A 14,099-nucleotide genomic window follows, 5' to 3' on the forward strand; every position below is an offset into this window, starting at 1 on the left:
ATTAGGGGACGCGGTCGAAGAGGGTCAAGGAGGCGGCGCGGCACCGGCGCGGCCCGGCAGCAGGGCGTCGGACAGCCACATCAGCCGCGGCCCGTCGGTCCACAGGATGGCGCAGCGCACCGGCCGGTCGGGATAGATGGCGGCGACCGCGGCGCGGTAGGCCGCCATCTGGCGCAGGTAGAGCGGCGGCGTGTCCGCCTCGAGGGCGGGCGGGGGACGGTTGGTCTTGTAGTCGAGGATCACCACCTCCCGGTCGGTCACGATCAGCCGGTCGATCGTGCCGGAGATGGCGTCGTCCCCGATCCGCCCGACGACCGGCACCTCGGCCCGGCCCGGGGCGGCGAACAGGGGCGCCGCCTCGCCATGCTCCAGCACGGCCAGCGCCTCGGCCGCCCAGGCGGCCTGGGTCGCCGCGTCGAGCCGGTGGGCGCGCAGGGCGAGGAAGCGCCGGGCGGCCGCCTCCCGCTCCGGCGCGGCGAGGTCGGGCAGCGTCTGCAGCAGCCGGTGCAGCAGGAGGCCGCGCCGGAAGCGGATCCCGTCGTCGGGCCCGACCGGGGAACGCGGTGCCGGCTCCTCCTCGCTCGGCCGCGACGGCGCGAGCGGCCGGCTCGGCCGCGGCTCCGGCGGCGCGGGACGGGTCAGCCACGGCGGGTCCGCGGCGGCATCGACCTCGGTGCCGGCCGCCGGCGTCGTCTCGACCCGGTCGCCGGCCACGTCGAAGCGCAGGATGCGCCCGTCCTCCTCGCCGTCCTCCTTCTCGCCGTCGGCCAGCGCCGGGTCCGTCACCTCCTCGCCGAGGTCGGCGGCCGCGAGCCCGGCCGCCACCAGCGCGTGCCAGTTGCCGGCCGTGGGCTCGTTCCTGCCGCGCCAGCCGCAGACATAGAGCCGGTCGCGGGCCCGCGTCATGGCGACGTAGAGGAGGCGGCGATATTCCTGGAGCTGGCGCTGCTGGTCGGCGAGGCGCAGCTGCCGGCAGACGCCGTCCTCGCCCGCCCGCCGGGGCGGCCAGAGCAGGATGTCGTCCGCGCCGTCCGCGCCCCACAGCAGCGCCGCGCCGGTGCGTGGAACCTGGGCGGTGTCGGGCAGGAAGACGATCGGCGCCTCCAGCCCCTTGGCGCCGTGGACCGTCATCACGCGGGCGGCGTCGGTGCCGGCCTCGACCTCGCGCCGGAGCTCGGACGACTGGATGTCGAGCCAGTGCAGGAAGCCCTGGAGGCTGGGCGCGTGGACGCGCTCGTGGGCCAGCGTCTGCGACAGGAACTCGTCGATCGGGTCGGCGGCGTCGGGGCCCAGCCGGTCGAGCAGGCGGCGGCGGCCGCCGAGCGGCCCCAGCGTCTCGGCGAAGAAGGCGAAGGGCGTCACGAAGTCGGCACGCGCCAGCCGGCCGGAGAGGAATTCCCACGTCTGGGGGAACTCCGCCCGCCGCCGCGCCAGGGTCGACCACAGCGAGCGCCGGCCGCGGCCGGCGGCGAGCCGGAACAGCGCCTCCTCGTCGAGGCCGACCAGCGGGCTCTTGAGGAGCGCCGCCAGGTTGAGGTCGTCCTCGGGCAGCAGCACGAAGCGGCCGAGGGCGGAGAGATCCATGACCGCGATCTGCTGCGGCAGCACCATGCGGTCGACGCCGGCCACCGGCACGCCGGCGTCCTTGAAGGCGCGCACCATCTGCTGGGCGAACCCGGCGCGCCGGCGCAGCAGGACCATGACGTCGCCGGGCCGGATCGGCCGCCCCTCGGACTCGAGCCGGGCACCGCCGTCGAGCCAGCCGCGCACCAGCCGGGCGATGCGTCGGGCGAGGCGGGCCTGCGGCGAGACCGCGAAGCGCTGCTCGAGGGGCGGCGACCAGGGAGCCTCGCCGTCGGCCTCGGCGGGGGCCAGCAGCGGCCACAGCTCGACGCGGCCGGCCTGGCCGCGGCGCCGGACGAGATGCTCGATCACCGCCGGGTCGCCACGGGCGGGGTCGGCGAGACCGTCCCGCGCCTCGGCCTGGGCGAAGACGGCGTCGACCGCCGTCAGCACCGCCTCGGTCGAGCGGAAGGACAGCTTGAGCTCGAGCGAGCGCCAGCCGGCGTCGACCGCGTCCGCCTGCGCCTGGAAGCGGGCACGCATCCGCCGGAAGGCGTCCGGATCGGCGCCCTGGAAGCTGTAGATCGACTGCTTGACGTCGCCGACCGCGAACACGGTCCGCGGCTCCGGCCGGGCGCTGTGGCCGACGAAGAACTCCTCGGCCAGCGCCGCCACCACCTGCCACTGCTCGGGGCTGGTGTCCTGGGCCTCGTCGACCAGGACATGGTCGATGCCGCCATCGAGCTTGTAGAGCACCCAGGGCGCGATCCCGGGCCGGGCGAAGAGCTCGCCCGTGCGCAGGATCAGGTCCTCGTAGTCGAGCAGCGCGCGGGCGGCCTTGGCCTGCTGGTAGCGGGCGAGGATGGCGTCGCCGAGCCGCAGCAGCGCCGCCGTCGCGGCGCGCACGCCGGCCGATCGCGCCCGGTCGAGCAGCGCCACCAGCCGCTCGGCCTCGTCCTGCAGCGCCCTCTCGGAACCCGGGTAGGCGGTCAGCGTCGCCTTGTTGACGAGGCGCCTGCGCACCTCGCCCTCGTTGGTGAGAAAGACGCCGCAATAGTCGGACAACCCGCCCGGGCGGTCGGCCGCGTCGAGCCAGGCCAGGATGCGCGCGGCGCGCTGGGCCTCGGGGCCGCTGCCGCCGGCGAGCGCCCGCGCCGCCATGCGCAGGCTCGCCTCGTCGCAGGCGCCCGCGGCGCAGCCCGCGGCCAGCACGCCGGCCTCGGTCGCGTCCTCCGGCACGCCGAGCGTGCCGGCGAGGCGCGCCAGCAGGGGGGCGAGGCCGCCGGCCCGGTCGCGCATCCGCACCAGCCGGCCGCGGCGGCCGAGCAGGCCGCGCAGCAGGTCGAGAAAGGCATCCTCGCGGACGTGGCGGGCGATCTCGGCGACGGCATCGGCCAGCGCCGGCTCGCGGCCGGCGGCGGCCAGCGTCTCGCGCAGCGCGGCCGCCAGCAGCTCGGCGGCCGTGGCCTCGTCGGCGACGTCGAAGTGCGGCGGTACCCCGGCCTCGATCGGGAAGCGGGCGAGCAGCGACTGGCAGAAGGCATGGATGGTCTGGATGCGCATGCCCCCGGGCGTGTCGAGCACGCGCGCGAAGAGGCGCCGGGCGCGGTCGCAGCGCTCCTGGCCGGGGTCCTCGCCCTCCAGCGCGCGCAGGCGCTGCCGCAGGTCGGTCTCGTCGGTGGTCGCCCAGCGCCCGAGCACGCCGTGCAGACGGATCGCCATCTCCGCCGCCGCCGCCTTGGTGAAGGTCAGGCAGAGCAGGCGCTCCGGCGCCACGCCGGTCAGCAGCAGGCGCAGGATGCGGTTGGTCAGCACCGTGGTCTTGCCGGTGCCGGCCGAGGCACCGACCCAGGCGGACACGGCGGGATCGGCGGCCTCGCGCTGGACGCGGGCGGCGTCGGCGAGCAGTTCGCCGAGCAGCGGGTCGTCGGCGCTCACTCCTCGTTCTCCGCGGCGCCGTCGGCCCACTCGCCGACCCGGGCGAGATGGGTATAGTCGCTGAAGCGCGGCACCCAGTCCGGCCGCGGCTGCGCGAGATAGGGGGTGGCCGGGTCGTCGAAGCGGGCGACGAGGGCGGCCAGGCCGTCGCGCGCATCCGCCGCCAGCGCCTCCACCCGCTCGCGCGTGGCGGCGATCGGGACGATCTCGCCGGCCGGGGCCGCCCCGGACAGCCGCCAATAGGCGAGTTCGGCGACCGGCTGCTGCGGCACGCCGGCGAAGGCGCCGGCCGCGACCATCGCCGCCTCGAGCGGGAGCTGCGGCGCCCGGCCCCGCTCGACCGCGGCCTTGTTCGGTGCGCTGCCCGTCTTGTAGTCGATGATCGCGGCGGCGCCGCCGTGCAGCCGGTCGATCCGGTCGGCCCGCCCCGACAGGCGGAACGGGCCGGCGGGACCGGGAATGGTCCAGCTTCCGCCGCATTCGGTCCAGGACTGGGCGATCGCGGCGCGGCGGGCCGCCTCCTCGGCGAGGAACCAGTCGGCGATGCGCGCGAAGCGCGGCCACCAGAAGGCGCGCACGATCGGGCGCTCCAGCAGTTCCGCCAGCGCCTCCCGCCCGAAGGCCAGCAGGCGGTCGCGGGCATCGGCGGGCAGCGGCAGGGGCGGCGGGCAGGCGGCGACGAAGCGGTCGAGGGCGTGGTGGATCATGGTGCCGCGCTCGGCGGCACCGGGGTCCATGTCGATGGGATCGAGCGCCCGCAGCCCGAGCAGATGGCGGGCATAGATGGCATACGGGTCGGCGAGCCAGGTCTCGATCTCGGTGACCCGCAGGCTGCGCGGGCGCAGCGCGACCGGCGGGCAGGGCCGCGGCGGCGGCTGCGGCCGGGCCGGCCGGGCAACCGGCACGCCGTCCGCGCCGGCGTCGCGGTCGTCGAGGCGCTGCTGCCAGACGCGGGGGGCGGCCGCCCGCGGTATCGTCCGGCCGAGCGCCGCCAGCATCGTGTCGAGCCGGAGCAGCCAGCGGCTGGCCACGGTCGGCGTGCCCTCGACCTTGACGGCGCGGGTCAGGAACACTTCGGAGGCCGCCGCCGCCTGCACGAAGTCGTGGGCGGCGAGCCCGATCCGACGCTCGGGCGCCGGCAGGCCGAGGCGGGCGCGCATCGGCCGGCTGAGCCAGGGGTCCGAGCGGGCGACGCCGGGCCAGGTGCTCTCGTTGAGGCCGCCCAGGACCAGCCGGTCGGCCTGCTGCAGCCGGGCCTCCAGGGGTCCCCAGATGTGCAGGCGCGGATGGCTGCCATAGGCCGGGCGAACCGCCACCCCACCGGCCAGGGCCTCGAACAGGCCGGGATAGGCGGCGCCGGCAATCGGCGGAAAGTCGGCCGCGGCCGCCAGCAGGTCGGCGACGAAGCGGGCCGCCGCCTCGCCGGCCTCGCCGCGCCACAGGCGGGCGGCGCCGGCTTCGCGATCGCTCGCCGCCAGTGCCTCGGCGGCGGCGACATGGGCGCGAACCAGCGTCGCGAGATCGACGGCCGGGGCGGCCAGCGCCTCGGCCAGCGGCCGCATCTGCCGTTCGAGCGCGCCGGCGAAGGCGCCGAGGACCGCGAGCGGACCGGCGCGGCGATCGCCGGGGGGCAGGGCCGCTCCGGCGGCCGCCAGCGTGGCGGCGATCCCGGCGAGGCCGGGGGCCGGCCGGGGGCCGCGCAGCACGGCGGTCTCCAGCCGGCGGACGCGCCGGCGGAAGCGGCCGTCGGCCATGCCGCCCGCCGCCAGCGGATGTTTCAGCAGGGCGAGCAGCGGCACCGGCGCCGCCGCCTCGGCCAGGGCCGCCGCCAGGAGGCGCAGGAAAGTGCCGGGCGGCGTCTGGTCGAGGGGCGTGCCGGCCGAATCGTCGACGGCGACGCCCCAGCGCGCGAGCTCGGCCGCCACCCGGCGGGCGAGCGCGCGGTCGGTGGTGACGAGGGCGGCGGTGCGCCCCGGCGTCTCCAGCACCTCGCGCAGCAGCAGCGCGACGGCGCCCGCCTCCTCATGCGGGCCGGGGCAGTCGATGCGGGCGATGCCTTCGAGCGCGCGGTCGATCCCGGCCGGGCCGAGGCCGGCGGCCTGCCGCCATTCGGGCCGGGTCCAGACCTCGGTCGCGACCGCCGGCCGCAGCGCCTCGCCGAAGAGCCGGGCGCGGGGGGCCGTGCCGGCACCCGCGGGCCAGGGCCAGTCCGGCACCGTGTGCGGCGCCACCCCGAGGGCGTCGAGCAGCCGCGCCATGCCGTGCTGCGGGTGGGTCGGGTCGGCGGCGATCGCCGGCCACAGCAGCGGGTCGCCGCGATTGTCGAGGCCGGGCAGGACGACGGCACCGTTCGGCAGCCGCGCCACCACCGCCAGGAGCTGTGCCGTCGCCGGGATCGAGCCGGTCGAGCCGGCGGCATAGACGGGCGCCGCAGGTGGCGTTCGGCGCCACTGTTCCGCCTGGCGGCGCAGCAACTGGTCGCGGCGCCGGGCCGGGTCGGCCAGGTCGCGCTCGGCCAGCAGGGCCGGCCAGGCGTCGGTCAGGATGCCGAGGAAGGAGAGGGTGCGCTCCCAGTGGTGGGCGAAGTCGCCGCCGAGTTCGGCGAGCCGGGCGGGGTCGATGCCCTCGGTCTGGAGCTGGTCGAGCAGCCGTGCCAGTTCACCGGCCAGCGCCGCCGCCTGGCCGGGCGAGGGGGCACCGGCCGGGCCGACCTCCTCGGGCGGACGGGCGGCGCCCCAGGCCAGCACCATGCGGGCGAGCAGCATCTGCCGGGCAAGGCCGCCGATCGCGAGCGGGCTCTCCAGGCCGGTCTCGGGCCCGGCCTCGTCGGCCGGCGCCAGGACCAGTTCGTCGGCGTCGACGTCGCCGAGCGGCGTCATCCGCGGCAGCAGCAGCGGCCGGCCGCCGGCATGGCGCAGGAAGGCCTCGCGCAGCGCCCGTCCGGCGCGCCGGGTCGGCAGCAGCACCGTCATCTCCGCCAGCCGCAGTGGATCGCCGGCGGCCTCGGCCAGCATCCCCTCCGCCAGCGCGTCGACGAAGGGCACGCCCGCCGGGATCGAGAAGATGCGCGGGCCGCCGGTCATCGACGGGCGGGCCGGCTAGAGCCAGAAGCGGGCGGTCGCCAGGGCCTCCTCGGCCGCGGCCAGCGCCTCGGGCGTGCCGACATGGTACCACTCGCCGTCGTGCAGGATGCCGCCCAGGCGGCCGGCCTCGGCCGCCTCCGTGTAGAGCCGGTTGAGCGAAAAGGCGCCGTCGGGGGCGCCCGCGAAGAGCCGCGGGTGCAGGATCTGGATGCCGGCGAACAGGTAGGGCGGGATCTCGCCGGGCTTGGGGCGCCGCACCATGCCGTCCTGGCTCAGCATGAAGTCGCCGCGGCCGTCATAGCCGATCGCCGTCACGGTCCGCTGCAGCAGCAGGAGCGCATCCATCCGCGTCTCGTCCCAGGCCGCGGCCAGCCGCTCCAGCGCCGAGCGCTTGCCGTTGCGCCACAGCACGTCGCCGTTGACGACGAAGAAGGGGGCGTCGCCGAGCCGCGGCAGGGCCCGGGCGACGCCGCCGCCCGTCTCGAGCAGGGCCTCCTCGCGCGATTCGAGGATGCGCGGCCGCGTCCGCCGGGCGAGGTGGCCGGACAGCTGGTCGGCCTTGTGGTGCAGGTTGACCACGACCTCCTCGACCCCGGCCTCCGCCATGCGGTCGAGGATGCGGTCGATCAGGGTCTCGCCGCCGACGGTGACCAGCGGCTTCGGCAGGCTGTCGGTCAGCGGTCGCAGCCGGGTGCCGAGCCCGGCCGCCAGCACCATGCCCGTGCGGATCGGCGTCATGCCACCCCCCGGACCGGCGGGCGGGTCCGCCAGGCGACGGGCACGTGCCGGTCCAGCCATTCGGCGATCGGGGCGAGGGCCGGATGGCCGAGGTCACGGGCGACGAGCGCCCACACGCGATCCATGAAGGCGAGATAGTGGGCCTTGCCGTCGCGCCGGTGGAGGCGGGTGAAGACCCCGGCGATGCGCAGGTTGCGCTGGGCGCCGAGCACGGCATAGGCGTGCCGGAAGCCGTCGCGGTCGGCGATGCCGGCGCGATCGAGGTAGCGTTCGTACATCCGGGCTCCGAGTTCGTCGGGGACGTCGCGGCGGACGTCCTCCAAAAGCGAGACGAGGTCATAGGCCGCCGGGCCGGCGACCGCATCCTGGAAATCGAGCAGGCCGCAGCGCCGGACACCGTCGCGCTGCGGCAGCCATATCAGGTTGCTGGCGAAATAGTCGCGCAGCACGAGCGTCGGCGGGCCGAACGGCGCCCGGGTCAGCACGCCGGTCCAGCGTGCCACGTAGTCGGCGCGCAGCTCGGGCGGAGTCGGGCGCCCGGTCCAGGCCGGCAGGAACCAGTCGGTGACCAGGGCCGATTCCTCGGCCAGACGCGGCACGCCGAAGGTCGGGAGCGTCGCGAGATCGGCCGCGGTGACGCGCTGGCGAAGGTGGACCAAGACGTCGACGGCGGCCGCGAAGAGCGCTTCCGGATCGGTGCCGCGGTCGAGCAGGGCGGCGAAAGTGTCGTCGCCCAGATCCTCCTCCAGAACCAGCCCGCTGCGCGGGGCGTGGGCGAGGATCCGCGGTGCCGTCAGGCCCAGCTCCCCGAGCAGGCCGGCGATGCGCACGAAGGGCCGCACGTCCTCCATCGGCGGCGGCGCGTCCATCAGGATGGCGCTGCTGCCGTCCGCACGGGAGAGGCGCAGGTAGCGCCGGAAGGATGCGTCGCCCGCCAGCGGACGCCGCGCCGCGTCGGCCCAGCCGGCGCGGGCGAGGAAGGCCTCCACGGCAGCGGTGCGCGCGTCCGGTCCGGGCGCGGCGGTCACGGCAGGGCTCCTGTCATGCGGTCGATCCAGTTTCCGTGGGGCACGAGGTCGGCGAACCGCGCCCCGTCCGTGAGCGTGAAGGCGATGTCCAGCCGGTCGCGCGGCAGCAGGCGGGCGATGCGTTCCGGCCATTCCAGGACGACGATGGCATGGCCCAGGGCATCCTCCAGGCCGAGCTCCAGCGCCTCGTCCGGGTGCGTCAGGCGGTAGAGGTCGGCATGCCAGATCTCCCCGTCGCCGTCGCCGTAGATCTGGACCAGGGTGAAGGTCGGGCTCGGCACCTCCTCGTCGGGCCGGCCGAGGCGGGCGCGGACGAAGGCGCGGGCCCATTCCGTCTTCCCGGCGCCGAGATCGCCCGACAGCGCGATCGTGTCGCCGGGCCGGGCCAGCCCGGCCAGCCGGCGCGCCAGCGCGTGCGTCGCCGCGAGGTCGGGGAGCGGAACGCGGTAAACGGGGGCGGGCGGGCGCATCGGTCGGCCAAGTGCTCACGGGCGAGGGTTGCGGAGCACGGACGCCGCCATCATGTTACGCGCGATTCGTCGTCCGAGGCGTCATCGCCGCCGTAAATCCCAGCCGGGGAGTCGCCATGTCAAGCGCCGCACACGAGACCGACGTCGTCATCGTCGGCGCCGGACCCGTCGGCCTCTTCGCCATCTTCGAATGCGGCATGCTGCGGATGCGCTGCCATGTCGTCGACGCCCTCGACATGGCCGGCGGCCAGTGCGCGGCGCTCTATCCCGAGAAGCCGATCTACGACATCCCCGGCCACCCGAAGATCGATGCCGCCGACCTCGTCGACCGGCTGGTCGAGCAGGCGGCGCCCTTCCACCCGACCTGGCACTTCGGGCAGCAGGTGACGGCGCTGACGCCCGAAGGCGAGCGCTTCCGGGTCGAGACCTCGACCGGCACCCGCATCCTGGCGCGCGCCGTCATCGTGGCGGCCGGCGTCGGCGCCTTCGGCCCCAACCGGCCGCCGCTCGACGGCATCGCGGCCTACGAGGGGCGGAGCGTCTTCTACATGGTGAAGCGGCGCGAGGACTTGCGCGGCAAGCGGGTCGTCATCGCCGGCGGCGGCGATTCCGCGGTCGACTGGGCGCTGGCGCTGGCCGGCATCGCCGAACGGATCATGGTCGTCCACCGCCGGCCGAAGTTCCGCGCGGCGCCGGAGAGCGCCGCCCGCCTCGACGCGCTCGCGCGCGAGGGGGCGATCGAACTGGTGGTGCCCTACCAGCTGGCGGGGCTCGCCGGCGCCGACGGCCAGCTGGCGGGCGTCGACGTCGCGACGCTCGACGGCAAGGTGCGCCGGCTCGAGGCCGACGTGCTGCTGCCCTTCTTCGGGCTGGCGATGAATCTCGGGCCGATCGCCGAATGGGGGCTCGACCTCGAGCACAGCCATATCGCGGTCAGCCCCGCGACCTGCGCCAGCAGCATCCCGGGCATCCACGCCATCGGCGACATCGCGACCTATCCGGGGAAGCTGAAGCTGATCCTGTCGGGCTTCGCCGAGGCGGCGGCGGCGGCGCACGCGATCCGCGAGCGCGTCTTCCCGGGCGAGGTCCACCATTTCGAGTATTCGACGACCCAGGGCGTGCCGGGCCTCGCCGCCTGAGCGTCGGCCCGACGGGCGTCAGGCGGCGCGGGGCGTCAGGCAGCGCGGGCCGCCGCCAGGAAGGCCGCGATCTTGCCGACGTTCTTGACGCCGGGCGCATCCTCGACGCCGGAGGAGACGTCGACCGCCTCGGCGCCGGTCAGCCGCACCGCCTCGGCCACGTTCTCCGGGGTCAGGCCGCCGGCCAGCATCCATGGCACCGGCCAGCGGCGGCCGGCCATCAGCCGCCAGTCGAAGGGCAGGCCGTTGCCGCCGGGCAGCGCGTCCGGCCGTCGCGGCGGCCTGGAATCGAACATCAGCCGATCGACCGCCGGCGCGTAGCGGTCGGCGGCCTCGACGTCGCCCGGCTCGGCGACGGGGAGCACCTTCATCACCGGCACGCCGAAGCGCGCCCGGATGGCGGCGACGCGCTCCGGCGTCTCGTGGCCGTGGAGCTGCAGCAGGTCGAGCGGGACGGCGGCGAGAACGCGGGCGATCGTCGCGTCGTCCGCATCGACGAAGAGGCCGACCTTGGTGACGCCCTTCGGCACCGCGGCCGCGAGTTGCCCGGCGACCTCCGGCATCACCGCCCGCGGCGAACGCGGATAGAAGACGAAGCCGACGAAGGCGGCACCGCCGGCGACCGCCGCCGCCACCGCCTCGGGGCGGGTCAGCCCGCAGATCTTGACCGGAACGGGCATTCGCGGGCTCACAGCCGCTGGACGAGCAGTTCGGCCGCCGCCAGATCCTCGAGCGCCGTCCCGACCGACTTGAAGTAGGTGATCTCGTCCTGGGATTCGCGGCCGGGGACGGTGCCGCGGGCGAGGTCGAAGAGGTCGCCGACGACGTCGGCCGCCGAGACGATCCCGGCCGCGATCGGCTGCACCAGGTCGCCCGCCTCGTGCAGCGCGCCTTCGCGGGTGTCGACGAAGATGCGGGCCCGCCGCACGGCCTCGTCGTCCGCCTCGCGCATGGTCGGCGTGAAGCCGCCGACGAGGTCGAGATGGCAGCCGGGCGGGAGCCACTCCCCGCGCACCAGGGGCTCGTTGGCGAGGGTGGCGCAGCTCACGATGTCGGCCGTGCGGACGGCCCCCGCGAGATCGGCGGTCGGCCGGGCGTCGAACCCTTCGGCCGCGAGCCGGCCGGCCAGCGCCTCGGCGGCCTCGCGGCGGCGGCCCCAGACGGCGACCTCGCGGATCGGGCGCACGGCGGCATGGGCGCGCACGAGATGCGGCGCCAGCGCACCGGTGCCGACGATGACGAGGCGCCGGGCGTCCGTGCGGGCGAGGCGCGAGGCGGCGAGCGCCGAGGCGGCGGCGGTGCGCCGGACCGTCAGGGTGCTGCCGTCGATCACCGCGCGCGGCGCCCCGGTCGCGCCGTCGAGCAGCAGGTAGGTGCCGATGACGGCCGGCAGGCCGCGGCGGCCATTGTCGGGATAGACGGTGACGATCTTGATGCCGACGGCGCCGCCGCGGCTCCAGGCCGGCATCAGCAGCAGCATGGCGTCGCGCCCGGCCGGCTGCGGGATCGGGTGGTGGTGTCGCAGCGGCACCTCGCGGCCGGCGCGGAACGCCTCGTCCAGCGCCGCGACCAGCGAGGGGTAGTCGAGGGCGCGCTCGACGGCGGCGGCATCGACCATCCGGGGCGGGGCGGCGGTCATGCGCGTTCCCGTTGCGTCCCGGCGACGAGCGCGCGCGCCGGGCGCGGGCCCGGCGTCTGGCCCAGGCCGTCGCCTTCGGCGATGCGGCGGCGCAGGATCTGCACCTCGGTCTCCAGGGCGTCGATGCGGCGGCCACGGCGGCGCATCTCGCGCCGCCGCATGCCGGCCGACAGCCACGCGGCGGCGGCGCCGATGCCCATGCCGAGCGCGAGCGCGACCAGAATCACCAGGAAGGCCGGCACCGTCGCGACGAACGGCAGGGGCCAGAGTTCGAGCGCGACCGGCGCGCGGTTGGTCACCGCGAAGGCGGCGATCGCCGCCAGCAGCGGCAGCGCGAGGAGCCAGAAGAGAAAGCGCACGGGGGGGAGGGATCCGTTGTGCCGGCGATCAGGATTCCGCGGCGTTGAGCCGCTCGCGGAGCTGCTTGCCGGTCTTGAAGAAGGGGGTGCGCTTGCGTTCGACCTTGACGGCCTCGCCGGTCCGCGGGTTGCGGCCGACGCGCGGGTCGCGCTCCTTGACCGAGAAGGCGCCGAAACCGCGCAGTTCCACGCGATCGCCACGCGCCAGCGCCTCGATCACCTCCTCGAAGATGGTGGTGACGATCCGCTCGACGTCGCGCTGGTAGAGGTGGGGATTGAGTTCCGCGAGCCGCAGGATCAACTCGGACTTGGTCATCGCAGCACCTCCCGGGCTCCGGTCATCCGTGCAGACCGGCCGACCGACGGTCCGTCAGTCGTTCCCATACTGGCCAGGGTGCCAAACCGAAACCGGAGCGTCAACCTTAAGTCTCTCAGAGAAAAGGACTTTTCCGAAAGTCGCGACTGCCGCGTCGACCCACGAGCCGGATTCGCCCGGCCGGATGTCGACCGACCGCAGCTTGCGGGCCACCGATTTGCTGCGTTCCAGCCATGCCCGGGCGGAGGCTTCGCCGCCACTCTCGTCGACGAGGCCCAGCGCCTTCGCCTGGCGGCCGGTGAAGACCCGGCCGTCGGCGAGCTCGACGACGCGCGGCCGCTCGATGCGGCGACGCTCCGCCACCATGTCGACGAACTGGTCGTAGAGGTCGCGCACCACCGTCTCGGCGGCCTCGCGCGCGGCGGGGGTCAGCGGCTCGAGCGGGTTCGGGGTGCCCTTCAGCGGCGCGCTCTTGATGGTCTCGGGCTTGATGCCGAGCCGCTCCAGGAGGGCGGTGACGTCGGCCGACTGCATGAGGACGCCGATCGAGCCGGTGACGCTGGTGTCGCGCACGAAGATGCGCTCGGTCCCGAGCGCCGCCATGTAGGCGGCCGAGGTGCCGAGCGAGTCGATGACGGCGACGGTCGGCTTCTTCTCGGCCAGCGACCGCAGCGCGCGATAGAGCCCTTCGCCGCCGCCGACCGCCCCGCCGGGACTGTCGATGCGGACCACGACCGCCGCCACGTCGTCGTCCTCGGCGAGCTTGCGGATCGCCTTGTCGCGGTCGGAATCGTCGGAAATGAAGCCGGTCACCCAGAGGCGGGCGACGTGGGGGCGGCCAAGGAAGCCGCCCTCGGGATCGACCGCCAGCAATCCGGCGGCGAGCAGTGCCAGGACGGCCACCACCCGCCATGCCGCCAGCCGCCGCTTGAGGCGGCGGCGGTCGATCAGGCGGTCGGGGTCGCTTCCGGGCATCCGGTCGATGGAGGAAGACCGTCGACAGGAACGTGCGGGCTGCCGTCGCGGGGACGGCAGCCCGCAGTCCTGCTAGTCCTCGGTCTTCTCGCGGTCCTGGCGGGCGCGGTTCATGGCCGCCCCCAGGATGTCGCCGAGGCTGGCGCCGGAGTCGGACGAGCCGAACTCCGCCATCGCGCGCTTCTCCTCGTCGAGCTCGCGGGCCTTGATCGACAGCGTCACCTTGCGGGTGGCGCGATCGATGTTGGTCACCTTGGCATCGACCTTCTCGCCGACGGCGAAGCGGTCGGGCCGCTGCTCGCTGCGGTCGCGCGACAGCTCGGACTTGCGGATGAAGCCCGGCACGCCGTCCGCCATGGTGACGTCGAGGCCGCCTTCCTGGATCCCGGTCACGGTGCAGGTCACGACGTGGCCCTTGCTCAGCCGGCTCAGCGCCGACTCGAAGGGATCGCTCTCGAGCTGCTTGATGCCGAGGCTGATGCGCTCCTTGTCGATGTCGACGTCGAGCACCTTGACCTTGACCTGGTCGCCCTTGCGGAAGTCCTGGATCGCGGTCTCGCCCGGGCGGCTCCAGTCGAGGTCGGAGAGATGCACCATGCCGTCGATGTCGCCGGGCAGGCCCACGAAGAGGCCGAACTCGGTGATGTTGCGCACTTCGCCCTCGAGCTCGGTGCCGGCCGGGTACTTCTCGACGAACGACTCCCAGGGGTTCTCCAGGCACTGCTTCAGGCCGAGGCTGATCCGCCGCTTCTGCGGATCGACGTCGAGGACCATGACCTCGACTTCCTGGCTGGTGGAGACGATCTTGCCCGGGTGGACGTTCTTCTTGGTCCAGCTCATCTCGGAGACGT

General features: G+C 75.2%; 12 protein-coding genes. 1 reads left to right on the forward strand and 11 read right to left on the reverse strand.

Annotation, left to right across the window (positions count from 1 at the left end):
• Positions 1-24: 24 nt before the first annotated feature.
• From addA to tsaE, 5 genes are read right to left on the reverse strand one after another with little or no spacing between them, the layout of a single operon-like run.
• On the reverse strand, positions 25-3,501 hold the full coding sequence (addA, locus tag ACE3Q3_RS06500) for a double-strand break repair helicase AddA (protein ID WP_374443691.1): 3,477 nt from the start codon (positions 3,499-3,501) through the stop codon (positions 25-27).
• A complete protein-coding gene (addB, locus tag ACE3Q3_RS06505; protein WP_374443693.1) occupies positions 3,498-6,584 on the reverse strand; it encodes a double-strand break repair protein AddB in 3,087 nt (1,028 codons plus the stop codon). Before addB ends, addA begins: the two co-directional genes overlap by 4 nt.
• Before the next feature lie 15 nt (positions 6,585-6,599).
• Positions 6,600-7,322, reverse strand: a complete 723-nt coding sequence (locus ACE3Q3_RS06510) for a nucleotidyltransferase family protein (protein ID WP_374443695.1) — start codon at positions 7,320-7,322, stop codon at positions 6,600-6,602.
• The gene (locus ACE3Q3_RS06515) at positions 7,319-8,350 is read right to left on the reverse strand and encodes an aminoglycoside phosphotransferase family protein (protein ID WP_374443697.1); all 1,032 of its coding nucleotides are present in this window, start codon (positions 8,348-8,350) and stop codon (positions 7,319-7,321) included. The genes ACE3Q3_RS06510 and ACE3Q3_RS06515 overlap by 4 nt, the downstream gene beginning before the upstream one ends.
• Positions 8,347-8,820 carry a tRNA (adenosine(37)-N6)-threonylcarbamoyltransferase complex ATPase subunit type 1 TsaE gene (gene tsaE, locus ACE3Q3_RS06520; protein WP_374443700.1) on the reverse strand — a complete coding sequence of 158 codons (474 nt, stop codon included), beginning with the start codon at positions 8,818-8,820 and terminating at the stop codon, positions 8,347-8,349. The genes ACE3Q3_RS06515 and tsaE overlap by 4 nt, the downstream gene beginning before the upstream one ends.
• 116 nt (positions 8,821-8,936) lie before the next feature.
• On the opposite strand from tsaE, the gene ACE3Q3_RS06525 reads away from it, so the two are divergent.
• On the forward strand, positions 8,937-9,959 hold the full coding sequence (locus ACE3Q3_RS06525) for an NAD(P)/FAD-dependent oxidoreductase (protein ID WP_374443703.1): 1,023 nt from the start codon (positions 8,937-8,939) through the stop codon (positions 9,957-9,959).
• Positions 9,960-9,994: 35 nt separating this feature from the next.
• Here ACE3Q3_RS06525 and ACE3Q3_RS06530 read toward each other — a convergent pair whose 3' ends face one another.
• The 6 genes from ACE3Q3_RS06530 to ACE3Q3_RS06555 form a co-directional block, all read right to left on the reverse strand.
• The gene (locus tag ACE3Q3_RS06530; protein WP_374443704.1) at positions 9,995-10,639 is read right to left on the reverse strand and encodes a phosphoribosylanthranilate isomerase; all 645 of its coding nucleotides are present in this window, start codon (positions 10,637-10,639) and stop codon (positions 9,995-9,997) included.
• An 8-nt stretch (positions 10,640-10,647) separates the two neighbouring features.
• On the reverse strand, positions 10,648-11,598 hold the full coding sequence (locus tag ACE3Q3_RS06535; protein ID WP_374443706.1) for an ornithine cyclodeaminase family protein: 951 nt from the start codon (positions 11,596-11,598) through the stop codon (positions 10,648-10,650).
• Positions 11,595-11,957 (reverse strand): lipopolysaccharide assembly protein LapA domain-containing protein, encoded by a 363-nt coding sequence (locus ACE3Q3_RS06540; protein WP_374443708.1) that lies wholly within the window; start codon positions 11,955-11,957, stop codon positions 11,595-11,597. Before ACE3Q3_RS06540 ends, ACE3Q3_RS06535 begins: the two co-directional genes overlap by 4 nt.
• A gap of 28 nt (positions 11,958-11,985) precedes the next feature.
• Positions 11,986-12,273, reverse strand: a complete 288-nt coding sequence (gene ihfB / locus ACE3Q3_RS06545) for an integration host factor subunit beta (protein ID WP_374443711.1) — start codon at positions 12,271-12,273, stop codon at positions 11,986-11,988.
• Positions 12,274-12,327: 54 nt separating this feature from the next.
• Entirely contained in the window at positions 12,328-13,248 is a 921-nt protein-coding gene (gene sppA, locus ACE3Q3_RS06550) for a signal peptide peptidase SppA (RefSeq protein ID WP_374443713.1), read from the reverse strand.
• A gap of 72 nt (positions 13,249-13,320) precedes the next feature.
• A partial coding sequence (locus ACE3Q3_RS06555) for a S1 RNA-binding domain-containing protein (protein ID WP_374443715.1) occupies positions 13,321-14,099 on the reverse strand: 779 nt, incomplete at its 5' end.

Source organism: Allostella sp., from assembly GCF_041913585.1.
Taxonomy (GTDB): Bacteria; Pseudomonadota; Alphaproteobacteria; order ATCC43930; family Allostellaceae; genus Allostella.